The following is a 22,403-nucleotide window of genomic DNA, read 5'->3' as shown; positions in this document are numbered from 1 at the left end:
ACTTAACTCATTCGTCGACCGGCTAGATGATCTCGACGTGTTCGGAGGCCTCGTCGAGCGCGAGGTTGGCGGCGATCTCGGCGTTCCGGACGGCGTACTCGGCGGTCTGCTGGAGGCTCACGAGTACCTCTCGAACACGGAGGAGGTTGGTGTTCGACAGCTCCGGTAGATCGTCGAGGATCTCCTGTTCGCGGTCCTTGATCTCGTGGAACATGTACCGGCATTTGATCGTCAGGTCGTAGTCCCGCTCGACGACCGCCCGCACCGCCAGGCTGGTCATCTCGTCGACCTGATCGGTGAACTCCCGGATCCGTCGCATCGTCGAGGAGTCGATGTCGAGCTCCTCGCCGCCGGTCTCCATTACGATGTCGGCGATATCCTCGGCGTTGTCGGCGGTGAGTTCGAGGTTCTTGGCCACCGACCGGTAGCCGATCAGCGGGAAACTCGACTCCAAACCGACCGCCCGGCAGAGGTTGGGGTTCTGGTAGGCCGAGAAGATCAGCCGCAACAGGAGCACGAAGATCTTGTTGGCCTGCCGCTCGCGGTTGAGCGACCGCTGGGCGAGATCCGTGTTCCCGTGGGCCAGCGCCTTGACCGCCTCCCCGCGCATCGTGCTGCCGGTATTTTCCAGTCGCTCTAAGAGGTTGTCGAGGGTGAAGTCCTCGGGGTCGACCGAACACCGGATCGCGATCGACTCGGGGGTCTCCTCGATCACGCCCAGTCCCATCAGCTGGGTTTCGGCCTTGTAGACGGCGTTGATGTGTTCGGAGTCGAGTGCGCCCTCGGATTTCTCGACGTGGATCACGCGTCGGCCCAACACGTACTGGGCGACGATCGCGCGTTCGAGCGCGCCGGCATCGAGGTTGTCGGCGCGGATGATCGCCTCGCTTTCCTCGGTGCTGGCGGACTCCGGCAACACGGTGAGCGTTCCCTTACCGCCCATGCGAATCGAGACCTCGTCTCCCTTCTCGACGTTGTGCTCCTTGGCCCACGCCGCCGGGAGCGTCATCGCCAGCGTCGAGGGACCGAGCCGTTGGACTTTCCGCGTTTCCATACCTGCTGTGGGCTTTGTATCTCCTTAATCTTGTTCATACACATAGTATTTCGGGCGAAAAACAGAACAGACGACCACCCGACCCGCGCGATGGGTATGTGATTGTATAGCCGCCCGCCGCCCCGCGGTGACCTAAACCACCTTCATCATCCGTCGCTCGAACCGGCCGACCCGGACCTTCCGCCACCCTCGAAGCGCCGCGTCGAGATCGGGGTCGTCGGTGTCGACCCGGAGCACCGACAGCCCGTCGAGTTTCGAGCGGGAGGCGACGATCTCGACCTCGCATCGCCGAATGACCGCCGGCGAGAGCTGTGGGTTCCCGCGGCCGAAGACGAACCCCTGCCCGCCGATCGGCGAGACCACGATCACATTGTCCTCGCCGAGCGCGTCGAGAATGTCGGTTTCGCTGGCGTCCAGCGCGAGGACCTCGCCGTCGCGCCAGACATCCACGCCGATTGGCGACCCCTCGAAGCCCAAGGCGGCCTTGATCGCTCCGACCGTCGACCCCGGCCCGAGCACGTAAGTCCGACCGGGGTCGACGCCGTCGGCGACCGCCGCCGCAAGCGCGTCGACGGTACCGCCCCCCAACTGTTTTGACGACTGGAGCTCGTCGGTGACGGGGACGCGGGCGACCGCCCGGAGTCGCGGATTGACCTCGCCTTCGCGGTAGTCGTCCTCGTCGATGTCCATCACTTCCCGGCGCTCGGTCCGGTCGAAGCCGACGATGACGTCGGCGGCGTCCTCCGGCGAGACCGCGAACACCGACGAGTAGACCTTGACACCCGCAGGCACGCCGAGCATCGGAATCTCCGTCTCCGAAAGGGCCTCGGCCACGTCCGCGGCGGTCCCGTCGCCGCCGACGAAGCAGACGAGGTCGACGGCCTCGCGGACGAACGCCGCCACCGCCGCCGCCGTGTCCGCGGCGGTCGTCTCGGTCCCGGCCGGCTCGGAGACGACAGTCGGCTCGAAACCGGCCTCGCGGGCCAGCACCGCCCCCATCGGCTCGCCGGCGGCCAGCAGTTCGATCCCGTCTGCGAGGTCGGCCAGCCGATCGAGCATCCGGGCGGCACGGTCGGGGGCTCGCGGTTCGGCCCCGCGATCACGAGCCTCGTCGACCTTCCCGTCGGTGCCTTTGAGGCCGACGCGACCACCCATCCCGGCGATCGGATTGACGACGAGGCCGATGCGCATAGCTACACACCGGTGCCGTAGGATAAAAAGGACCGCGACCGCGGTCGACGACCGACTCGAGTAGATACGGACTACTGTCGGCCGCCGTCAGTCAGTGCGCGCTGTTGGCTGAGCAGGTCGGTGGCCATCCCCTCGGCCTCGTCGACGTTCGGTCGGTCGCCGGAACTGATCGCCGTACACAGTCGATCGGCCAGCTGGGTCACGTCCGTCCCCGTTCCCTCGTCGGCGACCCGCTGGAAGGTCGGCTCGTACAGCGGCGCAACCCGCTGACCGGTTTCGGCAAGCGATGCGTTGGCGACACACTGGACCTGTTTGACGGCGTCTTCGGGTTGCATACACGACGACGTACAGGAGACGGGGTTAAATAGTTACTCGAATTCGTAATCGAGTAAATTTTGACGAGCGTTGCAGCCGGCTGTCGGATCGTGGCGGGTCGACCGACGGCTATAGGGGCGGTCGGTCCAGGGTAGCTACTGTGAGTGACAACGAGACGCGGGCAGCCGTCGCCGAGCGGGCCGCGACCGCTGGTGCGACCCTCGCCTACGAGCAGTTCCGAACCGGGATCGCCGTCGAGACGAAGACCTCGGCGACCGATCTCGTCACCGAGGCCGACCGGGCGGCCCAGCGCCGGGTGATCGAGGTGATCGAATCGCAGTTCGCGGCCGAACCGGTCGTCGGCGAGGAGGAGGACGCCGCCAAAACGGTGCCCGACGAGGGGCCGGCGTGGATCGTCGACCCGATCGACGGCACCAACAACTTCGTCGACGGGATCCGGGTGTGGGGCACCGCGGTCGCGGCGGTGATCGACGGCGAGCCCGTCGGCTCGGCGGTCGTCTTGCCGGCGCTCGACGACAGCTACACCGCCGACCGGACGGCCGCCTATCGGAACGGCACCGAGATAGCAGTAAGCGAGACGAACGAGGCCGCGCTGTCGACGGTCGCACCGATGCTGTGGTGGGACACCGACAGCCGCGGGGCCTATGCCGCCGCGACCCGCGAGATCGTCGAGCGGTTCGACGACCTCCGTCGGTTCGGCTCCGCACAGGCCACCCTCGCACTGATCGCCGACGGCTCGATCGAGGGCGGGATCACCGATCTGCAGGCCCATCCGTGGGACAGCGTCGCCGGCGTCCATCTGGTTCGGCAGGCCGGCGGCCGGGTGACCGACGTCAACGGCGATCGGTGGCGACACGACTCGACGGGACTGGTCATCTCGAACGGCGAGGTCCACGAGGCGGTGCAGGCGGCCACCGACGGGATCGTCGACGGTGCGGGCGACTAGGACGATCGAGCCTGTCGGCCACCCAACGTACAGTCGACCGGAACGCTCAATTTACTGACGGCCACAGGGAAACCCAATGGCTACTGTCTCCGATCGACTCGATTCCTCCCCTGAACGCCTGTGGATCGGTGCCACGGGCACCCTCGTCGCCCTGCTGGTGTTGGGGTCGCTGCTGTTCCGGGACCTCTTCTACGGTCGGTTCCTCTGGCAGTACTTCTGGGGACCGGTCGTCGCCGACGGCAACGGCGCACAGTGTGCGATCCGCTCGGGCGGCACTGTCGAGTTCGCCGGGAGTGCGGCCGCCTGCTCGCGGGCCGAGGCCGCCGGCGAGATCGTCGCCTATCCGGGCTACACGCTGGTCTCGGAGGTCGGCTACATCGTCGCCCTGCTGTTCGCGCTGTTCGGCGTCATCCTGCTGCTCCGCCGACTCGATCTCGCCACCGACCGGCGGTTCTTCTACGCGCTGTTCCCGTTCATGCTGTTCGGCGGCGCGCTCCGGACCATCGAGGACGCCGGCGTCGCGGCGGTCCGGGCCGGCGCCGAACCGCTCGTCGCCTTTCCGTGGAGCGCGCTGATCATCAGCCCGTTCATCTACGTCACGGTGTTCGTGCTCACCCTCGCGGCGGTACTGGTGAGCGTCCGACTCGAATCGGCCGGTCTCGTCGACGCCTACCCCTATCCGCTTGCTGCTATCGGCACTGCGCTGGTGGCGGGTTCGGTCGGCTATCTGGCCTTCCTCGGCGTCACAACCACGTACGTGACGATCTACCCACAGGTCGCGGCGGTCGTCCTCGTCGGGGCGACGCTCTCGACGGTGGCCGTCTGGTACGCCATCGATATCGGCCGGCCAGCACTCCACGCCGGCACCGGATTCATCGGCTTCGTCGTCATCTGGGCCCACGCGGTCGACGGGGTGGCCAACGTCGTCGGCCTCGACTGGATGCCAGCCCTCGGTGCGGGCGCGAACCTCGTGCCGAAACACCCGGTCAACGCCGCCGTCGTCGACATTACTGGACTGGTGCTCCCGGCGTCAGTGCTTGAGGTAACCGGCGACGCGTGGCCGTTCCTGCTGGTGAAGCTGGCGGCGGCAGCCGTCCTCGTGTGGGTGTTCAACGAGGAACTGTTCGAGGAGAGTCCGCGGTACACCTACCTCCTGTTGGTCGCGGTCGTCGCGGTCGGCCTCGGCCCCGGCACCCGTGACATGCTCCGGGCGACGTTCGGCGTCTGAAGACGGTATATAAGTAGGCGGCGGCTACCGCCGCCGTAGCTGGTGGCTACTCGTCGGTGTGTCCGTCCGCGTCGACCGTGATCACCGTACAGTCGAGTTTCTCGCGGAGGTAGGATCCGATGTCGGGGTCCGAAAGGAGTTTGCGGACCATCCGCTTCCACTGGCTGGCCTGTCCGGAGCCGATCACGACGATATCGGCATTCTCGGCGGCGATCTCTTCGAGGATCGTCTCCTCGACCAGGAAGCCACGGCGGACGACGTAACGGGCCTGCTGGAGGTCGCCGAACTCGCGTTCGACCGCCCGTTTCAGTTCGGTCCGGCTGACGTGGTTGCTATCCTGATAGAGGTCGACGTGGAGCACCGACAGCTCCCCACCGCGGTCGTCGCTGATGCGGATCGCCTCGCGGAGTGTCGCCTTCGAGTGGGCAGTAAGCGGGTACCGGACCGGGACCACGACGAGCGTCATCTGTCTCGGTATCGACGGCTCCGGGCAAAGAGAGTATCGTTCCAATAAAACGGAGGCTGCAAGCCGCGAGAGGGGTCCGCGGCGGCGGTTCGGCTACTCTTCGAGCTGGAAGGCGACCTCGACTTCCGCCTGATACTCCCGGTCGTCGACGGTCGCCAACTCGACGCCAAGCTCCTCGACTTCGATCCAGTGGACGTTATCGAGGGTGGCCTGGGCACGGTCGATGGCGTCGTCGACGGCTGCATCGAAGCTCTCGGTACTCTTCCCGATCAGTGTGACCTTTTTGTGTACCATCGCAGCTATTCCTTCGACGCACGCCCTCAAAAAATCACCCGCTACTGACAGCTATGCCGGTGCGAGTGTCGTGTCGGGATGGACGACCTCGAACGTCTCGTCGTCGTCCTCCTCGATGCCGATAATCGCCCAGTCGTACGGCGGTTTGGCCGACCGGAGATACTCGCGCAACTCCCCTGTACACTCCATCCAAGTGACGAAACATCGCAGTCGAAGCCCGTCGTCGTCCTCGTCGTCGAGGGCCGATTCGGGGTCGACGGCGTCGTCGACACACAGCGGTGTGACTCGGACGCGACGCCACTTTCGCTCGGCGACGAACTCGCTGCCCTCCTCGCTGATGGCGTAGCCGAGCCGTCGGAACACGGTCCTGGCCGCTTCGGTCGGTGGTATGGTAACAGGGGCCATCCAGTTGGGCGTACGTCACCATCCATGATAAATGTTACCACAGTATTCCGCCAGTTTCGCGGCCGTCGTATGCCGGCCCGGACGGGCCGGTTTTACCCACCGGAGAGGTTTATTGTCCGGGGGTGTCTACGAGTACCACATGTACGTCCGCGATGCCAAAAACCGGGACGAGGCGTGGCTATTGGACCGGATCGACGCGCTAGGCGTCGACGCCGAGGCGTTTCGGTCGCGCGACTACGTGCTCGCGGTCGACGAGGAGTCAAACGAGCGGGTGGGGTTCGGCCGGCTCCGGATCCACACCGGCGACCCAGAGGTCTGTGAGCTCACCAGCATCGGCGTGGTCGAGCCGTGGCGCGGGCAGGGCGTCGGCGCACACGTCGTCGAGCGGCTGGTCGCCGAGGCCGGCGACCAAGCATTCGAAACGGTCTCCGTGTTGACCGACCAGCCCGACTACCTCACCCAGTTCGGCTTCGAGCAGGTCGACGCCGAGACGCTGCCGGAGCAGTTGCTCGCCCGACTGGAGCGCAAACGCGAGGCGGTCGACGACGCCGTCGTCCCGCTGGCGATCGACGTCGAGGCCTTCGAGATGCCACCCCGGCTCCGGGAGGCGTTCAAAACCGCTGCCGCCGACGCCGATACCGACGAGAATCCGGAGACGCCCGAGGATTTCGGTATCGATCCGGAGACGGCCACGTATAAATACGATACCGGACAGTGATCGCCGGCCGTCGAGAAACCGTATCGAGGGGTGGAGGGGGGCAAGCGATATGTCGGCGCTGTCGCGTCAGCGGGGACCGACGTAATCAGCGGTCGTTACAGGTCCTCGATACGTGATCGATTGTGGGAACCACAATCCTTGTGTCACCTGCTTCTGACCTGTGAGTTACAATGCTTCCACATTGCAGTTCGTTCATCGGGCGTCTCCACAATAGTAGCCCACGACGATTCACAACCGAAATCGATTCCACGTATCTCAACCCGGATTTCAACTACACAAAATCGGTCGGAGTCCGGTGATTTGCCGTGCGCCACATGGATGATGTGATCGACGACTATCCGGTCGACGGAACCTCCGACGAGAAGAAGCTGCCCGTTGTCAACTGGTTTCAGCAGCGGCCCGCAAAGCGGTTCGATGTCACGGAAGTCGAATCCGAACTCGGCGATGAGTTGGGTGTCGGACAGGGACAGATCAGAAACTATCTGACGGCGTTGACCGAGGAGGGGATACTGCAGTCGTACGGTGAGCAGCGGAAGGCCTACCAGTTGGCCGAGGACATCGTTCCGCCGGCTCGGTATCAGGTACGGGCCGGCCTTCGGCATCTGTTCGCCGTGTTCGATAGTACTCGGTGGGGCATCGTCGGGGTGTTAGGTATGTCGACGGCGATCTGGGCAATCCTGACGCTGCCGTTCTGGCTCATGTGGGGATCGTTGATGGTCGTTCCACGCGACGCCCATGGACCGATCACCCAGTCGGAGTACCTCGTCACAGCCATTGCGATGACGTTCTGGCTCGTCGTGTTCGTCGTCGCAACCACGTTCTCCCACCGCGTCCACCGATGGTGGCGTCGACGACCGGCCACCGGCGGCTGACTTACTCCACCCCGGCCCGGCCGTCGAGGAAGTCCGTACTGAAGACGATGTAGGTCAACACGGTACAGAACAGGATCGGCGGCAGCAGTAGGAAGGCCCACAGCGGCTCCAGCCCCCAGCCGAGGATCAACGCCACGTTGCCGAGGCCGAGCAGCAAGAACGGCAGCGAGTAGAGCGCCGCCCGTTTCCGTTTCCGTCCCGAGTCGAGCACATCGTCGTCGAGGAGTTCCTCGCGGCTGGGTCCCTCGGTCGACTGCTCGTCCGGATCGGGGTCTCCGGTCGGCGTTTCCATACCGGCCCTACGGGGCGGAGACTCAAAAACCGTCCTACCTCTCACCGCGCGTTGGTGTCGAACCGCGAGGCCAGCGACACCGCCCCGTAGAGCAGCCCGATCGCAACCCCGACGACGATCATACCGTAGAGTGTCATCGCCGCCGGCGAGATTGGAACGGTCAGGACCCCAAACGGCGTCACCTCGGTCAGTGCCTCGCCGCCGTTGGCACCGACGAAGAATCCCAGTACGCCGCCCAAGAGGACCCCACCCGCACCGAGTCCGAGCAGAATTCGCCGTCCCCGTCCGGAGACACCGGGGGTCGATTCGTCTCCCATACCACATATAAATCGGTGGCGGTGTAGAAACCTGTCGTTCGCGCCGGTATTTATATACATCTCGTACCACGCTTCCGGTATGACCGACCGACTGATCGACCGGGCCCGCGAGGCGCTGGCGGCGGCCCACGTCCCCTACTCCGAGTACCCCGTGGGTGCGGCGCTGCGAACCGCCGACGGCAGCGTCTTCGTCGGCTGTAACATCGAGAACGCCAACTACTCCAACAGCCTCCACGCCGAGGAAGTCGCCGTCGCCGAAGCCGTCAAGACCGGCCACACTGCGTTCGAACGGCTGGCCGTCGCTTCGGCGGCCCGCGATGGGGTCACCCCCTGTGGGATGTGTCGACAGACGCTCGCGGAGTTCGCCGGCGACGATCTCGAAATCGTCTGCGACCGCGGCGACGCGGTCGACACCTACACGCTGGGCGAACTGCTGCCGACGACGATCTCGGGGGAAACGCTCGACGCGGCGAGCGAACGGCGCGAGGGGGTCGACCGATGACCCACCCCTCGGACGTCGACGAATCGGCCCCGACCGAGGCCGAGACCGACACGGAGGTCCCAGGTAATAGCGAAGATCCCAACGCCGACCGCCAGTACCACCTCGAAGTCACCGGCGACGACATGGCCGACAGCGTACTGCTGCCGGGCAACCCCGAGCGTATCGGGACCATCACCGAACTGTGGGACGACGCGACCACGGTCGCCAGCCACCGGGAGTACCGGACGTCGACCGGTCGCTACGAGGGAACACCGATCTCGGCGACCTCGACCGGGATCGGGGGTCCCTCAACGGCGATCGCGGTCGAGGAACTCGCCCGGGCTGGCGCGGAGACGCTCATCCGGGTCGGCTCCTGTGGGGCGATCCAACCCGAGGTGTCGGTCGGCGATCTGGTCATCACCTCGGGGGCGGTCCGACAGGAGGGCACCAGCAAGGAGTACATCCGCACGGACTACCCGGCGGTGGCCAGCCACGAGGTCGTCTCGGCGCTGGTCGCTGCCGCCGAGCGGTTAGGCTACGACTACCACGTCGGACTGACGATGAGCGCCGACGGGTTCTACGCCGGACAGGGTCGACCCGGCTTCGACGGCTACGAGGCCCCCGGTAGCGACGAGTTGGTCGACAGCTTACGGAACGCCAACGTCACCAACATCGAGATGGAGGCCGCGACCATCCTGACGCTGGCATCGATCTACGGCCTCCGGGCAGGGGCGGTCTGTGCGGTCTACGCCAACCGCCAGACGGGTGAGTTCCGCACCGAGGGCGACCGGCGGGCCGCCGAGACCGCGAGCCTCGCGGTCGACCTGCTGGCGCGGATGGACGAGCGGAAACGCGAGGCGGGTGTGAGTACGTGGCATGCTGGCTTGGACCTCGATTGAGCAAATCGGTCGTTTTGGGGCTCACTGACGGTCAAATCGGGGAGTTCGGGTCAGCCTGTCGACGCGTGTTCTGGACCACTGTTTCAAAGCCGATTTATCCGATGCCACCGGAGAGAGACACATGACAGATCATGTCGTCGTCGTTGGTGCTGGCTACGCCGGTGCCGGCACGGTCAAATCGTTCGAAGACGAGATCGATGCCGGGGAGGCCGAACTCACCTGGATCTCGGAGCAGGACTACCACCTCGTGCTCCACGAGACCCACCGCGTGATCCGCAACCCACAGGCCGAATCGAAAGTCGCTATCCCCGTAGACGACATCAAGGCCCCGACGACGAACTTCATTCGGGACCGCGTTACCGGCGTCGACACCGACGAGCGACGGCTCGAACTGCAGGACGGCGAGGACGTCGAGTACGACTACCTGCTGCTCGGGGTCGGGAGTTCGACCGCCTTCTTCGGCATCGACGGCCTCGAAGAGCACTCGCTGACGATGAAGAGCCTCGACGACGCCCGCGAGATCCACGAGGCGATCCGGACCGCCGGCGAGGAGGCCACCCAGAGCGATCCCGCCAACGTGCTCGTCGGCGGGGCGGGGCTGTCGGGCATTCAGGTCGCCGGCGAGATCGCTGGCTACCGCGACGACACCCGCTCGCCGCTGGATATCACACTCATCGAGGGGCTCGACGAGATCTTCCCCGGCAACGATCCGGAGGTTCAGGGCGCGCTCAAAAAACGCCTGCTGGACCGGGACGTCGAGATCCTCACCGGCGATTTCATCTCGGAAGTCGACGACGAGCAGGTCTATCTCGGCGAGGACACCGCCATGGAGTACGACGTCCTCGTCTGGACCGGCGGCATCACCGGCCACGAAGAGGTCGCCGACACCGACCTCGATAAGGACGACCGGTCGAACCGCGTCTTCGCGGAGTCGGACTTCCAGACCAGCGACGAGCGCGTCTTCGCCATCGGCGATGCTGCCCTCGTCGACCAGGGTAGCGACGACAACGCGCCGCCGACCGCCCAGGCAGCCTGGACCGCCGCCGAGGTCGCCGGCGAGAATCTCGCCCGTGCAGTCCGCGGGGCGCCGCTGAAATCGTGGAAGTACAAGGACAAAGGCACCGTCATCTCGGTCGGCCACGACGCGGTCGCCCACGACGTCATGGGCATCCCGATCAACACCTTCGGTGGACCGGCCGCCAGAACGCTCAAAAAGGCGATCGCCTGTCGCTGGATCTCGGACGTCACGACGGTCAAACGCGCCGCGAGTTGCTGGAGCGACATGTGAGGCGGGTCAGCAACAACAAAACCGTCCACAGATAACGACGCGACGCCGGGATCGAGCCCGACGGTCGACTCCCACCGATTGAACGAGAGGCGACCGGGAAACGAGAGGCGACTGGGCCACGAAACAGGAAACTGTCGCTGTCGTACCGAGCGGGGACGAAACGACCGATCGACGGATCAGTGAGCCGGTTCTTCGGCCGGCGCGACCATCTCGTCGATCTGCAGAATGAGGATGTTGTTGGTGTCGTCTTTGGCGTCGAGGGTGCCCGTAATCTGGAGTTTCGACAGCGGCGTCGGCCCGACGATAACCTCGTCGCCCTCGTGGAAGTCACGTACCGACCCCTGCAGGTGGATCTCCGCGCGGCAGAGTTCCGGGTGGTGGACGCTCGAGAGGTCGATGCTCTCGACGTTGGCGGTCTCGACGGTGTCGCCCTCGTGGGTCAGCGGTACCGTCGCCGGCTCGTCCATCTGGTCGACGTCGAGGGCTTCGTAGGCGTCGGCGGTTGGCTTATAGCCGCCCTTCGGGCCGGGGACCCCTTCGACGAGCTGGAGGGCTTTGAGGCTCTGCATCTGGTTGCGGATGGTGCCGGGGTTGCGGTCTACTTCGTCGGCGATGTCCTCGCCTTTGACAGCGTCCTCGGTCTCGCGGTGGAGATTGGTGAGCGCTGTCAAGATCGTTTTTTGGCTTGGTGTGAGCTCAATCGATGACATGGAAGCCGTTTGGGGCGGACCGTTCATAAATCCGATGGAAGACTAGTAACAATTACCTGAATATCATCGGCTATTGGTCCGTTCGTATCCGAAACACTAGAGGAACCAAACCGGTCGTGGTGTCGACTCACGCATGTGATACGAACACTCGTTTCGCGGTGTCGTGGTCGATCCCGTCCGGTCGACCGGCTATCGGACCGGCAGCCGGTCGACCAGTTCCGCACCGCGGGTGAACATTCCGCCGCGGCCCTTCCCCTCGGTGATGTTGCGGAAGACGGCCTCGGGGTCCTTGTTCCAGACCCACTGCCAGCGGGTCCGGGCCAGCAGTGCGAGTTTGCGGGCGGTCGTGAGCTGGGGGGTCTCCGAGAGGACGTCGTACTCCCGGTTACGGATGAGTCGATGGTGGTCCGCATAGAGGACCGCCGCCAGCAGCACCGCCAGTTGGCAGTCCTCGGGGAGGTATTTGATGCCGGCGACACCCTCCTCGTAGAGGCGTTCGGCGCGGGCGAGTTCGTCCTGAACGACAGCCCGGACGCTGGCGTCCATCTCGAAGGCCATGAGTTGGTCGTCGGTGACGCCGTGGCGTTCGAGGGTCGACTGCGGGAGATAGATCCGGTCCCGCTCGACGATGTCTTCGCGGACGTCCCGAATAAAGTTCGTCAGTTGGAAGGCTTCGCCGAGGGCCGTGGCGTGTGGCAGCGCCCGCTCGGGGTCGTCGGGATCCATGACCGCAGTCATCATCCGCCCGACGGCGGAGGCCGAGCCGTCCATGTAGGCTTCGAGCTCGGCGTAGGTTTCGTAGCGGTCGGTGTCGATATCCGAGATCATCGCGTCAATGAAGACGTCGACGTCGGCGGGGTCGATCTCGTAGGTCTCACGCAGTTCGGCGAACGCTGCCAACACCGGGTCGTCGGTCTCACGTTCGCCGAGGGCGGCCGCACGAATCGCTTCGAGTTCGGCGCGCTGTTCGGCTGGCGTCCGGTCGCCGGGGTCGTCGACCACCTCGTCGGCGACACGGAAGAAGGCGTACAACACGTAGGTCGCCTCGCGCATCCGCTGGGGCAACAACCGCGTGGCGAGATGGAAGGTTTTGCCGGTCCGCTGTTGGATCGCCTTGCTCCGAGCGATCTGTCTGTCTTTTACCATAGCTCTCCGGGAGCCATCGGTCGTCTCGTCGGCCGGTTCCGGCGGCACAGCATATACGCTGACATACGGACGCAATCAACATAACAGTTCGTACACAGAGTGATTGTAACTGATATTTGGCGACATCGCGGAACCGTCAGTAGAAGGTATCCGAACAGTCGTACACCACACCGTGGGTCGGACAGACGTACTTGCAGTGACGATGGGTCATCGACGCCCCACAGAGCGGGCAGGGTCGACCCGGCGGCTCGTCGGCGTCGGCGGTTTCCATACGTTTCGATAGGGACCGGTGCTCATTACGTTTCCCGTTTCGTCCGTCTCGAACGACAGTAGGCACCGACTACCGGTGGTCGATACGGGGGATGTAGACCCCCGACGAGGGTCGCAACAGCCCCGAATCGAACCGTTTGGCCCGCAGGATCGCCACGCCGAACAGCGCGGCGACGCCAACCGGCACCCAGTTGCCGAACCACGCGTTGATCACTCCCCAGAGGATCACGAAACTGACCAGATCGTCCAGCAGGAATCCACACTCGGCCAATCGGGTTTCGAGGACGCCACGGTTGAGTGTCCAGTCGAGAACGCCGACCGAAACGGCCGCGCTCAGCACCCAGCCCGCGTAGTTCGACACCGGCACACCGTAGAAGACGCCGCCGTCGAGGTAGGCCCAGAATCCCAGCGAGACGGCGGCCGGATCGAGCACTACGTCCATCGCCACGACCGCTGGAATAACGACCCCCAGACGGAGCCACCGCGAGTCCCGCCGCTCGCCGAGCAACAGCAACGAGAGGACGTAGGTGTTGAGCACGATCGGCAGGAAGAAGACGGGCAGTGCTGCCGGAATCTCGCCGACCATCGGCCCGAGGCTGATCCCGTAGGCGAACTCCCCGTATGGCCAGCCGGTCGACACCCCGACGTACTCGATCAGGTAGGTGTAGCCTACCAGTAAGCCGACCCCACCCATCGCCCGTCGGTCGATCGCCGGAAGCACGCCGACGAGCAGCGGGGCGGCCATCACCACTGTACCAAAGAGGATCAGCGGCGCGTTGAACCGGAGCGGAGCGGGGATGAACGACCAGCCTTCGGCACTCCCCAGTAGCATGATCGCGCCGATCAGTGGGAAGAAGACCGCGATGGTGAACCGGTTGCCGTCGACGAAGGCATCCAGCCACGCCTCGGTCTCCCGGCGGGTTCGCGGCAGCCCCGAGAGGACGGCTGACAGTCCCTCTGCCTCACGGATTCGTGGCTCGGAAGGCGTCTCCCCGTCGGCGACCGACTCGCTCACGGCAGGACCTCCCAGAGGGGGACGATCTCCCAGAGCGCACCGAGAGTGATCAGCGTGCCGACGGCGGTGTTGAGCGCCGGGAACCACCAGTAGGCTCTCCCTACCGCGACCGACGAGCCGGCGACCCACGCGACGAAGGCGGGGTAGACGGCGAGTAACGCGCCGAGTCGGAAGTCGACCACCCCGAAGGCAAGCGCCGCTGCGAGCCAGCAGGCGGCGACGTAGCCGTACGTTCGGCGCTCGCCGAGGGCGGTCGCTGTCGTCCGAATCCCGGCGGCGCGATCCGGCTCGATATCCGGGATCGCCGAGAAGGTGTGCATCCCCATCGTCCAGAGCCACGCCCCGGCGACCGCCAGCAGCGGCGGCTGTGTGCCAGCGACCACGACGTAGGCCGCGATCCCGGGTAGAATGTAGAGGCCGTTCGAGATCGAGTCCAGAAACGGCGTCGTCTTGAAGCGGAGCGGCGGGGCGCTGTACTCAACGGCCAAGAAGAGAAAGCCGGCGAGCCACGGCCACGCCGCCGGTGGCGTCAGGCCGGCCGCTCCGACCCCGAGGACCCCGCAGAGAATCACCGCCGCCGTCACCAGTCGGTCGCCCTGCCAGCGGACCTCCCTGTCGTCCTTCTTCGGGTTCTCGGTGTCGACCTCGGCGTCGAAGATGTCGTTGACCCCATACAAGAGGACGTTCGCCGGGAGCAGGAAGTAGCCGAAGAGGGCGAAGTTGGTCGGGAGAAACAGTTCGTCGACCGTGCTGGCACCCACCGCAACGCCGACCACGATCGGCCCCGCGAGGTAGAACCAGAACCGCGGTCTGGACAGCACCAGCAGGTAGGTGAGTCGGTCGACCAGCCCGTTGCTGTCGGAGCCGTCGGTCACGGTCGACATCACTCCGCGACGGCGTCGGCAGTTAGTTGGCCACTAATCAGACACATCGGGACACCGATACCGGGAGTGGTGTAGGAGCCGGTGAAGTAGAGGCCGTCTACTTTATCCGACTTCCGCGATGGACGGAACAGCGAGGTCTGTTTGAGGGTGTGGGCCATGCCCAGCGCGGTGCCCTGCATCGAGTTGTAGCGGTCGGTGAAATCGTCGACGCAGAACGTCTCCTCGACGACGATCCGGTCGCGGAGGTCGACGCCCGTGTTGTCGGCGATATCGTCGAGCACGAGATCGCGGAAGGTCTCGCGTAACTCAGGGGTGTCGTCGAGTCCGGCCGCGATCGGGACGAGCGCAAAGAGGTTGCTGTGGTCCTCCGGCGCGACCGAGTCGTCGGTCTCCGAGGGGACACAGAGGTAGTAGGCCGGGTCCTCTGGCCACGCCGGATCGTCGAAGATGGTCTCGAAGTGGTCGCTCCAGTCGGTGGGGAGCACGAGGGTGTGGTGGGCCAGTTCGTCGACGTCACCCTCGACACCCAAGTAGAGCAGAAACGCCGAGGGCGCGTAGGTTCGGGAGTCCCAGTAGTCGGCGCTGTACTGTCGCTTTTCGGGCGGTAGGAGTTCCTGTTCGGTGTGGGCGTAGTCGGCGTTCGAGACGACCCGGTCGGCCAGATACTCCTCGCCGCCTTCGGTGCGAACCGCGAAGGCTCCCTTGCGGCCCGCAATTTCGTCGACTGGCTGGTCAGTGACGAACTCGACACCCAACTCCTCGGCCATCTCGACGATCCCGTCGACCACCGCGCCCATCCCGCCGTCGGGGTAGTAGACGCCCATGTTGAAGTCGACGTGGCTCATCAGGTTGTAGAGCGCGGGCGTGTTCGTGGGGGCCCCGCCGAGGAAGACGAGGGTGTACTGCATGATCTGCTGGAGTTTCGGGTGGTCGAAGTAGTTCTCAACGTGGCCCTGCATCTTGCCGAGCAGGGAGAGTCCCCACGAGTAGCGCAGCACGTCGAGGTCCATGTAGTCCCGGAGCCGGGGGCGGTCCTCGTAGACGAAGTGTTCCATCCCGACGTTGTAGGTGTACTCGGACTTGTCGAGATACCGCTCCAAGGCGTCGCCCGCGCCGGGCTCGTAGCTCTCGAACAGGTCCTTGTTGGCCTCGACGTCCGGCAGGAGGTCGACCTGATCGCCGTCCTTGAAGAAGATCCGGTAGTGCGGATCGAGCCGCGAGAGGCTGTAGTACTCCTCGGGTCGCTTGCCGAAGTGGCCGAAGAACCGCTCGAAGACGTCGGGCATCAGATACCACGACGGCCCCATGTCGAAGACGAAGCCGTCGCGTTCGAGCCGGCTCGCGCGGCCACCCAACTGCTCGTTTTTCTCGACGACCGTCACGTTCGCCCCTGCGTCGGCGAGATAGCAGGCCGAAGACAAGCCGCCGAACCCGCTGCCGATTACGACGATGTCCTCGCCGTCGACCGCCGAGAGGTCGCCGTCGTATCGTCCCTCGTTGCCGCCGTGTCCGCTGGTGTCGTCGTTCGAGACGGTGGCCATTTATACGTCAAATAGGACGGACATACGTAAAAAGGAACGGACTTCGACCCCCACCAACACGGCGTAGCTTTAGGGTCAAGCCGGCCGATGTCGACCCATGGAAGGCAAGACAGTCGTCATCACCGGCGGCACCCGTGGCATCGGGCGGGCGGTCGCTGAGGCGTTCGCCGCCGACGGCGCGGCGGTCGTGATCTGTGGTCGAAACCACGCCGACGTCTACCGGACGGTCGACCGGCTCAACGAGTCGACCGACTCCGAGCGGGTCTCGGGCCTGCGGGCCGACGTGCGGGACGCCGGCGACATCGAGGAGTTGATCGACCACGCCGTCGACCGCGGCGGCGAGATCGACGTGTTGGTCGCTAACGCGGCGGTCAACCACGGCACGCCCGGCGAGATGCCGCTGGACGAGGAGTCCGACAGCGTCTACCGCGACACGATGGAAACCAACGTCCACGGCGTGTTCACGACGGTCAAACGGGCCGCCCCGTATCTCGCTCCCTCGGCCCGCGTGCTGATCCCCTCGGGGAGCGTCGCCCGCGAGGCCAAACCCGGCATGGGTGCCTACGCCGTCTCGAAGGCCGCCGTCGAGGGGCTGGCACGCGGCTTCGCGGCCGACCTCGATAGCTCGGTCTGCGTCGTCGACCCCGGCCTCGTGGCGACGGAGCTCACAGGTATTGAAAAGGCCCGCGACCCGGACGACATCGCGCCGATGTACCAGTGGGTCGCCAGCGAGGCCCCCCCCGAGGAGATCGACGGCGAGATCATCGACTTGAAAACGTGGAAGCAGTCGACGCGGTAGTCGTCAGCTAACGGGTGAGGCAGGCATCCACCGGAGCGATACGGCCGCCGCCGACCGGCCCTGCTACTACAGCGAGTCGGTGAACGAACAGAAGCCGCCCTCGCCGTCAACCGAACAGCCCTCGGCGTCGGCCCCCTCCCGTGGGTACCACGCCAGCGGGTGGTCGGCGACGAGGTCGACCGCGACGCGCTCGCCGAGTTCGAAATCCTCGACGTGGTTGTGCAGACAGTGGACCGTATCGCCGCTGTCGAGGTCGACCCGGTAGATGAACGAGGGGCCGACGTACTGCCGGGAGGTGACCTCGCCGTCGGTCTGTTCGTCGGCCGCCCGACCCGCCCGGAGGTCGTCGGGCCGGACGAGGACGTCGACGGCGATCCCCTCGTACTCGGTGGTGTAGCCGTCGAGCGTTGCGGCATCGAACCGGCCGAGGCCGGTGGTCAGCGTCCCGTCGTGGACGTAGGAGGTCAGGAAGCTCGCCCGCCCGAGGAAGGAGGCGACGAACCGCGAGGTGGGCTGCTCGAAGATCCGTTCGGGCCGGTCGAGCTGTTCGAGTCGGCCGTCGTTCATCACCGCCACGCGGTCGGAGATCGACAGCGCCTCCTCCTGGTCGTGGGTGACGGAGATGGCGGTGACGCCGGCCTCCTTGAGGATCGATCGGACCTCTTCGCGCATCTCGACCCGCAGCCGGACATCGAGGTTCGAAAACGGCTCGTCCAACAGCAGGACGGCGGGCTCGGGCGCGAGCGACCGGGCCAGTGCGACCCGCTGTTTCTGCCCGCCGGAGAGCTGGTCGGGGGAGTTGTCGCCGTAGTCCGGCATATCCACGAGTTCGAGCAGTTCGTCGACTCGTGCCTCGACGTCGCCGTCGTCCCAATCGGTCAGCCCGAAGGCGATGTTTTCTCTGACCGTCAGGTGGGGAAACAGCGCGAAGTCCTGAAAGACGATCCCCACGTCGCGGCTCTCGGGGGCGGTGGCGTGGTCGCCGTCGGCGACGGGCTCGTCCTCGATGCGGATCTCGCCGTCGGTCGGGGTTTCGAGCCCCGCGATCATCCGCAGGGTCGTCGTCTTCCCGCAGCCCGACGGCCCCAGCAGCGTCAGGAGTTCGCCGCGCTCGACGGCCACCGAGAGGTCCTTGACGGCGGTCTCCTGATCGAACGCCTTGCTCACGCCGTCGAGCTGGAGGATCGGGTCCTCGACCGTCGACTCCGTCTCGGTCCGCCGCTCGACGGCAGGCTCCGCCGACTGCTGTTCGACCGACTGAGTGAGTGTGTTACGTTTCGACATAGCGTTCCCCAACCCCGTCCGGTTCGACACCGGTGACAGCCACGCCCGCGACTCCCCACCGGGTGCCGACTCCCATTCGTTGAGGCTACTGTTCTTTAGGACTCCCTAAAAGCCTACCGTTTCCAGCGATACGCTGTCAGTTAGCGGAGCCGCCAATCAATACTGCTTTCAGTGGCTGTCGCGTCAGAGTAGGTGGAGCAACGGCGTGTCGACGTAGGATACCGACACGGCAGCGCTCCACTGTGCGAGCACCCGAGAGACATCGTTATCGTGGATTGGACGGGACGACCATGTCGACGGCTCAGTTCTCCAAGCCGACGAGCGGGCGCACGCCGTAACCAACGGTCCGCCGGATTTATTCCTATCAGATGGTCAGCATACTCATGGATTCCCCCGTGTCGCGGCGCAGAGCCCTCCGGATCGTTGGGGTAGGCGCGGCCGGTCTCGCCGGATGTGTCGGTTCCGACGACGGGACTGGTGCCGATAGTCAACCCGTCGGCGGGACGGAAGCCCCCGGCGTGTCGACGTTTCAGTACAATCCTTCCCGGACGGGAGGACCGCGGAACGGAAGCGGCCCAACCGACTCGGGTACCGAACAGTGGCGATTCGAGGCGGGTGGGGGGATCGGACGATCGCTTGCGGTGGTCGACGATACCGTCTACTTCGGGAGCAGCGATGGGAATCTCTACGCGGTAGCGACTGATGGCACCGAACGGTGGAGCTTCGAGACGGGCGGTGGGATCGGATCGTCGCCGGCAGTGTTCGATGACACCGTCTACTTCGGGAGTGTCGACCAGCACATCTACGCCGTGGCTGCGAGCGACGGCACCGAACAGTGGGCCTTCGAGACCGACAGCTTCGTCCAGTCATCTCCGGCGGTCGTTGGTGGAACCGTGTACAGCGGCAGCGGCGACGGGTCGCTCTACGCGTTGGACGCCGCTGACGGCTCCGAGCAGTGGACCGTCGGGAAACTCTTCGTGGGTGGATCGCCAGCAGTCGTCGACGACACACTCTATATCGGAAGCGGGAACACCGTGAATGCGATCGCCATCGACGATGGCACTGAACGCTGGACGTTCGAGACGCAGCAGGCCGAAGGTACAACGCCAGCAGTGGCCGACGACATGGTTTACCTCAGACGTGATCAGATGGTCTACGCGCTGGCTCTCCGCGATGGCACCGAACAGTGGGTCTTCGAGACGGACGGATTTTGGGGAGCCTTCGGCTCGGCACCGCCGGCGGTCGACGACGACACGGTCTACGCCGGCAGCGACCGGAGCGTCTACGCGCTGGCTCTCCGTGATGGCACCGAACGGTGGTCCTTCGAGACGGGAGATACCGTTGTCTCGTCGCCCGCAGTGATCGATGACACAGTGTTCGTCGGTGGCAAAGACGGGGTCGTCTACGCGCTGGCTGCAAGCGACGGCACCGAACGGTGGCGCTTCGAGACAGGGGATTCGTCCCTTTCGTCGCCGGTGGTGGTCGACGGCACGCTCTACGTTGGCAGTATCGACGGCACCGTCTACGCACTCTCCGACCGGTAGCCGCTCGCTTCGGTCCCAGTGTCCCGCACGCTCGTCAGCCGCTGCCGCCGTTTCGCCGACGATCACACCCCGATCGGTGCCGTATCGACGTGGTTGCAGATGACGTTTCTCCTACGGGAGTGATTGTATCCTCGGTCGACCTGTCGGTCGACGACGACTGTTCGAGACCGACTCCAACAGCCCGACTAGTCGAACGTCGACGCGATGACGTCCCGGAACGCCCGGATCGTCGCGGCGTCGTAGCTGACGGTCTCGCCGGCGATCGACAGCGACAGCGTGCCGTCGTCGGTCGACTCGCCGAGCGATTCGACCGGTGCGACGCCGTCGAAGGCCGCCCGGACCGCATCGGGATCGGTCGTCTCGACGACGACCCGGCCGGGCGTCTCGTCGAAGAGGTCGACGACGCCGTCGACCGCCACGTCGGCGCCCGCCTCGTCGGTAACGAGTTCGGCCAGCGTCACCGCCAGTCCGCCGTGGCTCACGTCGTGAGTGGCGAGCGTCGACTCCCGGTTGGCGACCGCCGCGATCGTCTCGACGATCTCGCTGGGGTTGTCGGGAAGCGCGGGGAAGGCGTCGCTGCCACCGACCTGTGCGAGGAACTCCGAGCCGCCCAGCGCGTCGCCCGCCTGCCCGACGACCAGCAGTTCGCCCTCGCCGGAGAGGGCCGCCGGCGGGGCGTCGTAGCCGGCCTTCGAGCCGACCATCGCCAGCGTCGGCGTCGGCGGGATCGGTCCCGTCTCCGAGTCGTTGTACAGCGAGACGTTGCCGCCGACGACCGGCGTCGACAGGTCAGCGCACATCTCCGCGAGTCCGTCGACGATGGCTTTGAAGCCGCCGTAGACGTCGGGTTTCTCGGGGTTGCCGCCGTTGAGACAGTCGACCGCGGTCAGCGGCAGCGCGCCCTTGGCCGCGATGTTGGTCGCGTTTTCGAGGGCGACTGCCTGCGCGCCCTCGTAGGGGGCAGCCGTGGTCCAGTTGGGGTTGGCACCCGACGAGAACGCCAGTCCGGTGCCTCCACCGGTCGTGTCGTCGGCGTCGCCGCTGGTCTCCCGGATCGCCATGATTGCGGCGTCGTCACCCGGTTTGAGCGCCGTGCGGACGCCGACCTCGTGGTCGTACTGTCGGTAGACCCAGCGTTTGGAGGCCGTGTTCGGACTCGAGACGACCGCCTCGATCGCCTCCTCGAGGTCGACGACCGGCAGATCCCGCTCGGCTTCGGTCGGCTCGACCGCATTGAGGTCGTTCATCGGCGCGCCCTCCGCGAGGAATTCCGGGTCGACGTCGACGACGATCTCGCCGTCGAACGTACAGACGTAGTTGCCCTCGCGGACCTCGCCGATCACCGAACAACCGAGGTCGAACCGTTCGGCGATCTCGGCGACGCGGTCGACGTCCTCCGGGGCGACCTCGTAACACATCCGCTCTTGGGATTCAGCGAGCAGGATCTCGAGGGCGTTCATGTTCGGTTCGTGCTGGTGGACCCTGTCGAGGTCGATCTCGGCGCCGAAACCGCCCTTGGCGACGAGTTCGGACGATGCGCCGCCGAGCCCGGCCGCGCCGAGGTCGCGGGCCGATTTGATCAGGTTCTCGTCGACCAGCGTCTCGTTGGCCTCGATCAGCAGTTTCTCGGTGTAGGGGTCGCCGACCTGCACGGCTGGCCGATCTTCGGTTTCGGCGTCCTCGGCCAGATCCTCGCTGGCGAAGGAGGCCCCGCCGAGCCCGTCGCGGCCGGTGCCGTTGCCGACAAGCACGAGCTTGTTGCCGGCCGTCTGGGCTTCGGCGGTGACGAGTCGCTCCTCGTTCGTGAGGCCCATACAGGCGACGTTGACCAGCGGGTTGCCGACGTAGTCGGCGTGGAAGTCGACGCTCCCCGTGACGGTGGGGACGCCGATGGAGTTGCCGTAATCGGAGATCCCCTCGACGACGCCCTCGAAGAGATACTGGGTGTGTTCGCGGTCGAACGAACCGAAATAGAGACTGTCGGCCAACGCGATCGGGTAGGCACCCATCGACATCGTATCTCGGACGATGCCGCCGACGCCGGTGGCCGCGCCGTCGTAGGGGTCGACGTAGCTGGGGTGGTTGTGGCTCTCGATGCCGAGGGTGATGTAGGTATCCGAGTAGTCGCCGGCCTCGCGGTCGTCGACAGGCGTGTTGGCGGCGTCGGGTTCGGGGACGGCGACGACCGCGGCGTCGTCGCCGGGGCCGATGACGACCTGCTGGCCCTCGCTGTCGAACGCCCCGAGGAGTGGCCGGGATGATCGGTACGCGCAGTGCTCGCTCCAGAGGTTTTCGAACAGCGTCGACTCGGCGGCCGTCGGCTCGCGGCCGAGCTCGTCGACGATGAGCTGGTGGTCTGACTCCGGGAGACTCATTCGAGTGACCCTTCAAAAGCGCCGGCTTAATCTCTTTCCATGTGACCG

Annotated in this window: 25 protein-coding genes; 9 read left to right on the top strand and 16 right to left on the bottom strand. The window is 65.6% G+C overall.

Annotated elements, in window-relative coordinates; translation table 11 throughout:
- Positions 1–22: 22 nt before the first annotated feature.
- The 3 genes from NKJ34_RS05750 to NKJ34_RS05740 form a co-directional block, all read right to left on the bottom strand.
- Positions 23–1,054, bottom strand: a complete 1,032-nt coding sequence (locus tag NKJ34_RS05750) for a phosphate signaling complex PhoU family protein (protein ID WP_253737321.1) — start codon at positions 1,052–1,054, stop codon at positions 23–25.
- 132 nt (positions 1,055–1,186) lie between these two features.
- Positions 1,187–2,245: an ATP-NAD kinase family protein gene (locus NKJ34_RS05745; protein ID WP_253737320.1), complete on the bottom strand. Its 1,059-nt coding sequence runs from the start codon at positions 2,243–2,245 to the stop codon at positions 1,187–1,189.
- 71 nt (positions 2,246–2,316) lie between these two features.
- Positions 2,317–2,580, bottom strand: coding sequence for a hypothetical protein (locus NKJ34_RS05740; protein ID WP_253737319.1), 264 nt, complete (start codon positions 2,578–2,580; stop codon positions 2,317–2,319).
- Between the two features lie 140 nt (positions 2,581–2,720).
- Between NKJ34_RS05740 and NKJ34_RS05735 the strand changes: the two genes are divergently transcribed.
- Entirely contained in the window at positions 2,721–3,527 is an 807-nt protein-coding gene (locus NKJ34_RS05735) for an inositol monophosphatase family protein (RefSeq protein WP_253737318.1), read from the top strand.
- A 76-nt stretch (positions 3,528–3,603) separates the two neighbouring features.
- Entirely contained in the window at positions 3,604–4,755 is a 1,152-nt protein-coding gene (locus NKJ34_RS05730) for a DUF63 family protein (protein ID WP_253737317.1), read from the top strand.
- A 46-nt stretch (positions 4,756–4,801) separates the two neighbouring features.
- Here the strand turns inward: NKJ34_RS05730 and NKJ34_RS05725 are convergent, their stop codons facing one another.
- From NKJ34_RS05725 to NKJ34_RS05715, 3 genes are all read right to left on the bottom strand, one after another.
- A complete protein-coding gene (locus NKJ34_RS05725) occupies positions 4,802–5,221 on the bottom strand; it encodes a universal stress protein (protein WP_253737316.1) in 420 nt (139 codons plus the stop codon).
- Between the two features lie 93 nt (positions 5,222–5,314).
- Positions 5,315–5,515: a dodecin gene (locus tag NKJ34_RS05720; RefSeq protein WP_253737315.1), complete on the bottom strand. Its 201-nt coding sequence runs from the start codon at positions 5,513–5,515 to the stop codon at positions 5,315–5,317.
- 51 nt (positions 5,516–5,566) lie between these two features.
- Positions 5,567–5,920, bottom strand: coding sequence for a DUF7116 family protein (locus NKJ34_RS05715; RefSeq protein WP_253737314.1), 354 nt, complete (start codon positions 5,918–5,920; stop codon positions 5,567–5,569).
- Positions 5,921–6,059: 139 nt separating this feature from the next.
- Between NKJ34_RS05715 and NKJ34_RS05710 the strand changes: the two genes are divergently transcribed.
- Both NKJ34_RS05710 and NKJ34_RS05705 read left to right on the top strand, forming a co-directional pair.
- Complete coding sequence (locus tag NKJ34_RS05710) at positions 6,060–6,638, top strand: GNAT family N-acetyltransferase (protein ID WP_253737313.1); 579 nt, start codon at positions 6,060–6,062, stop codon at positions 6,636–6,638.
- A gap of 314 nt (positions 6,639–6,952) precedes the next feature.
- Entirely contained in the window at positions 6,953–7,510 is a 558-nt protein-coding gene (locus tag NKJ34_RS05705) for a hypothetical protein (RefSeq protein ID WP_253737312.1), read from the top strand.
- A gap of 1 nt (position 7,511) precedes the next feature.
- Here the strand turns inward: NKJ34_RS05705 and NKJ34_RS05700 are convergent, their stop codons facing one another.
- On the bottom strand, positions 7,512–7,802 hold the full coding sequence (locus NKJ34_RS05700) for a DUF8142 family protein (protein ID WP_253737311.1): 291 nt from the start codon (positions 7,800–7,802) through the stop codon (positions 7,512–7,514).
- 41 nt (positions 7,803–7,843) lie between these two features.
- Entirely contained in the window at positions 7,844–8,119 is a 276-nt protein-coding gene (locus NKJ34_RS05695; protein WP_253737310.1) for a DUF7520 family protein, read from the bottom strand.
- Positions 8,120–8,198: 79 nt separating this feature from the next.
- Here NKJ34_RS05695 and cdd point away from each other — a divergent pair, with 79 nt between their 5' ends.
- From cdd to NKJ34_RS05680, 3 genes are all read left to right on the top strand, one after another.
- Positions 8,199–8,621 carry a cytidine deaminase gene (cdd, locus tag NKJ34_RS05690; RefSeq protein ID WP_253737309.1) on the top strand — a complete coding sequence of 141 codons (423 nt, stop codon included), beginning with the start codon at positions 8,199–8,201 and terminating at the stop codon, positions 8,619–8,621.
- Positions 8,618–9,499, top strand: coding sequence for a nucleoside phosphorylase (locus tag NKJ34_RS05685; protein ID WP_253737307.1), 882 nt, complete (start codon positions 8,618–8,620; stop codon positions 9,497–9,499). The genes cdd and NKJ34_RS05685 overlap by 4 nt, the downstream gene beginning before the upstream one ends.
- A gap of 121 nt (positions 9,500–9,620) precedes the next feature.
- Positions 9,621–10,787, top strand: a complete 1,167-nt coding sequence (locus NKJ34_RS05680; RefSeq protein ID WP_253737306.1) for an NAD(P)/FAD-dependent oxidoreductase — start codon at positions 9,621–9,623, stop codon at positions 10,785–10,787.
- Positions 10,788–10,963: 176 nt separating this feature from the next.
- Here the strand turns inward: NKJ34_RS05680 and NKJ34_RS05675 are convergent, their stop codons facing one another.
- From NKJ34_RS05675 to NKJ34_RS05655, 6 genes are all read right to left on the bottom strand, one after another.
- Positions 10,964–11,497, bottom strand: coding sequence for an Rrf2 family transcriptional regulator (locus NKJ34_RS05675; RefSeq protein WP_253737305.1), 534 nt, complete (start codon positions 11,495–11,497; stop codon positions 10,964–10,966).
- 189 nt (positions 11,498–11,686) lie between these two features.
- Positions 11,687–12,643 carry a phytoene/squalene synthase family protein gene (locus tag NKJ34_RS05670; RefSeq protein ID WP_253737304.1) on the bottom strand — a complete coding sequence of 319 codons (957 nt, stop codon included), beginning with the start codon at positions 12,641–12,643 and terminating at the stop codon, positions 11,687–11,689.
- Between the two features lie 136 nt (positions 12,644–12,779).
- Positions 12,780–12,914, bottom strand: a complete 135-nt coding sequence (locus NKJ34_RS15745) for an HVO_2523 family zinc finger protein (protein WP_256488593.1) — start codon at positions 12,912–12,914, stop codon at positions 12,780–12,782.
- A gap of 69 nt (positions 12,915–12,983) precedes the next feature.
- Positions 12,984–13,928 (bottom strand): bisanhydrobacterioruberin hydratase, encoded by a 945-nt coding sequence (cruF, locus tag NKJ34_RS05665; RefSeq protein ID WP_425491766.1) that lies wholly within the window; start codon positions 13,926–13,928, stop codon positions 12,984–12,986.
- Positions 13,925–14,812 (bottom strand): prenyltransferase, encoded by an 888-nt coding sequence (locus NKJ34_RS05660; RefSeq protein WP_253737303.1) that lies wholly within the window; start codon positions 14,810–14,812, stop codon positions 13,925–13,927. The genes cruF and NKJ34_RS05660 overlap by 4 nt, the downstream gene beginning before the upstream one ends.
- Positions 14,812–16,353, bottom strand: coding sequence for a phytoene desaturase family protein (locus NKJ34_RS05655; protein ID WP_253737302.1), 1,542 nt, complete (start codon positions 16,351–16,353; stop codon positions 14,812–14,814). The genes NKJ34_RS05660 and NKJ34_RS05655 overlap by 1 nt, the downstream gene beginning before the upstream one ends.
- 97 nt (positions 16,354–16,450) lie before the next feature.
- Here NKJ34_RS05655 and NKJ34_RS05650 point away from each other — a divergent pair, with 97 nt between their 5' ends.
- Complete coding sequence (locus NKJ34_RS05650; RefSeq protein ID WP_253737301.1) at positions 16,451–17,152, top strand: SDR family NAD(P)-dependent oxidoreductase; 702 nt, start codon at positions 16,451–16,453, stop codon at positions 17,150–17,152.
- Between the two features lie 66 nt (positions 17,153–17,218).
- Here the strand turns inward: NKJ34_RS05650 and NKJ34_RS05645 are convergent, their stop codons facing one another.
- Positions 17,219–18,436, bottom strand: coding sequence for an ABC transporter ATP-binding protein (locus NKJ34_RS05645; RefSeq protein WP_253737300.1), 1,218 nt, complete (start codon positions 18,434–18,436; stop codon positions 17,219–17,221).
- 383 nt (positions 18,437–18,819) lie between these two features.
- On the opposite strand from NKJ34_RS05645, the gene NKJ34_RS05640 reads away from it, so the two are divergent.
- Positions 18,820–19,980 carry an outer membrane protein assembly factor BamB family protein gene (locus tag NKJ34_RS05640; protein ID WP_253737299.1) on the top strand — a complete coding sequence of 387 codons (1,161 nt, stop codon included), beginning with the start codon at positions 18,820–18,822 and terminating at the stop codon, positions 19,978–19,980.
- 185 nt (positions 19,981–20,165) lie between these two features.
- Here the strand turns inward: NKJ34_RS05640 and purL are convergent, their stop codons facing one another.
- Positions 20,166–22,355 (bottom strand): phosphoribosylformylglycinamidine synthase subunit PurL, encoded by a 2,190-nt coding sequence (purL, locus tag NKJ34_RS05635; RefSeq protein WP_253737298.1) that lies wholly within the window; start codon positions 22,353–22,355, stop codon positions 20,166–20,168.
- Positions 22,356–22,403 lie beyond the last annotated feature (48 nt).

Origin of the sequence: Halohasta salina, from assembly GCF_024178165.1 — an archaeon.
GTDB classification, from domain to species: domain Archaea; phylum Halobacteriota; class Halobacteria; order Halobacteriales; family Haloferacaceae; genus Halohasta; species Halohasta salina.
The sequence above is the reverse complement of the archived record's forward strand: the minus strand, read 5'-3'. Positions and strand labels throughout refer to the sequence as shown.

Bases quoted from the DNA above. Each gene is read 5' to 3' on its own strand.
- NKJ34_RS05660 (WP_253737303.1), bottom strand. From the start codon at position 14,812: ATGTCGACCGTGACCGACGGCTCCGACAGCAACGGGCTGGTCGACCGA.
- NKJ34_RS05740 (WP_253737319.1), bottom strand. From the start codon at position 2,580: ATGCAACCCGAAGACGCCGTCAAACAGGTCCAGTGTGTCGCCAACGCA.
- NKJ34_RS15745 (WP_256488593.1), bottom strand. From the start codon at position 12,914: ATGGAAACCGCCGACGCCGACGAGCCGCCGGGTCGACCCTGCCCGCTC.
- NKJ34_RS05730 (WP_253737317.1), top strand. From the start codon at position 3,604: ATGGCTACTGTCTCCGATCGACTCGATTCCTCCCCTGAACGCCTGTGG.
- NKJ34_RS05650 (WP_253737301.1), top strand. From the start codon at position 16,451: ATGGAAGGCAAGACAGTCGTCATCACCGGCGGCACCCGTGGCATCGGG.
- NKJ34_RS05710 (WP_253737313.1), top strand. From the start codon at position 6,060: ATGTACGTCCGCGATGCCAAAAACCGGGACGAGGCGTGGCTATTGGAC.
- NKJ34_RS05720 (WP_253737315.1), bottom strand. From the start codon at position 5,515: ATGGTACACAAAAAGGTCACACTGATCGGGAAGAGTACCGAGAGCTTC.
- NKJ34_RS05655 (WP_253737302.1), bottom strand. From the start codon at position 16,353: ATGGCCACCGTCTCGAACGACGACACCAGCGGACACGGCGGCAACGAG.
- NKJ34_RS05645 (WP_253737300.1), bottom strand. From the start codon at position 18,436: ATGTCGAAACGTAACACACTCACTCAGTCGGTCGAACAGCAGTCGGCG.
- NKJ34_RS05670 (WP_253737304.1), bottom strand. From the start codon at position 12,643: ATGGTAAAAGACAGACAGATCGCTCGGAGCAAGGCGATCCAACAGCGG.
- NKJ34_RS05700 (WP_253737311.1), bottom strand. From the start codon at position 7,802: ATGGAAACGCCGACCGGAGACCCCGATCCGGACGAGCAGTCGACCGAG.
- cdd (WP_253737309.1), top strand. From the start codon at position 8,199: ATGACCGACCGACTGATCGACCGGGCCCGCGAGGCGCTGGCGGCGGCC.
- purL (WP_253737298.1), bottom strand. From the start codon at position 22,355: ATGAGTCTCCCGGAGTCAGACCACCAGCTCATCGTCGACGAGCTCGGC.
- NKJ34_RS05675 (WP_253737305.1), bottom strand. From the start codon at position 11,497: ATGTCATCGATTGAGCTCACACCAAGCCAAAAAACGATCTTGACAGCG.
- NKJ34_RS05685 (WP_253737307.1), top strand. From the start codon at position 8,618: ATGACCCACCCCTCGGACGTCGACGAATCGGCCCCGACCGAGGCCGAG.
- NKJ34_RS05745 (WP_253737320.1), bottom strand. From the start codon at position 2,245: ATGCGCATCGGCCTCGTCGTCAATCCGATCGCCGGGATGGGTGGTCGC.
- NKJ34_RS05715 (WP_253737314.1), bottom strand. From the start codon at position 5,920: ATGGCCCCTGTTACCATACCACCGACCGAAGCGGCCAGGACCGTGTTC.
- NKJ34_RS05680 (WP_253737306.1), top strand. From the start codon at position 9,621: ATGACAGATCATGTCGTCGTCGTTGGTGCTGGCTACGCCGGTGCCGGC.
- NKJ34_RS05640 (WP_253737299.1), top strand. From the start codon at position 18,820: ATGGATTCCCCCGTGTCGCGGCGCAGAGCCCTCCGGATCGTTGGGGTA.
- NKJ34_RS05725 (WP_253737316.1), bottom strand. From the start codon at position 5,221: ATGACGCTCGTCGTGGTCCCGGTCCGGTACCCGCTTACTGCCCACTCG.
- NKJ34_RS05695 (WP_253737310.1), bottom strand. From the start codon at position 8,119: ATGGGAGACGAATCGACCCCCGGTGTCTCCGGACGGGGACGGCGAATT.
- NKJ34_RS05750 (WP_253737321.1), bottom strand. From the start codon at position 1,054: ATGGAAACGCGGAAAGTCCAACGGCTCGGTCCCTCGACGCTGGCGATG.
- NKJ34_RS05705 (WP_253737312.1), top strand. From the start codon at position 6,953: ATGGATGATGTGATCGACGACTATCCGGTCGACGGAACCTCCGACGAG.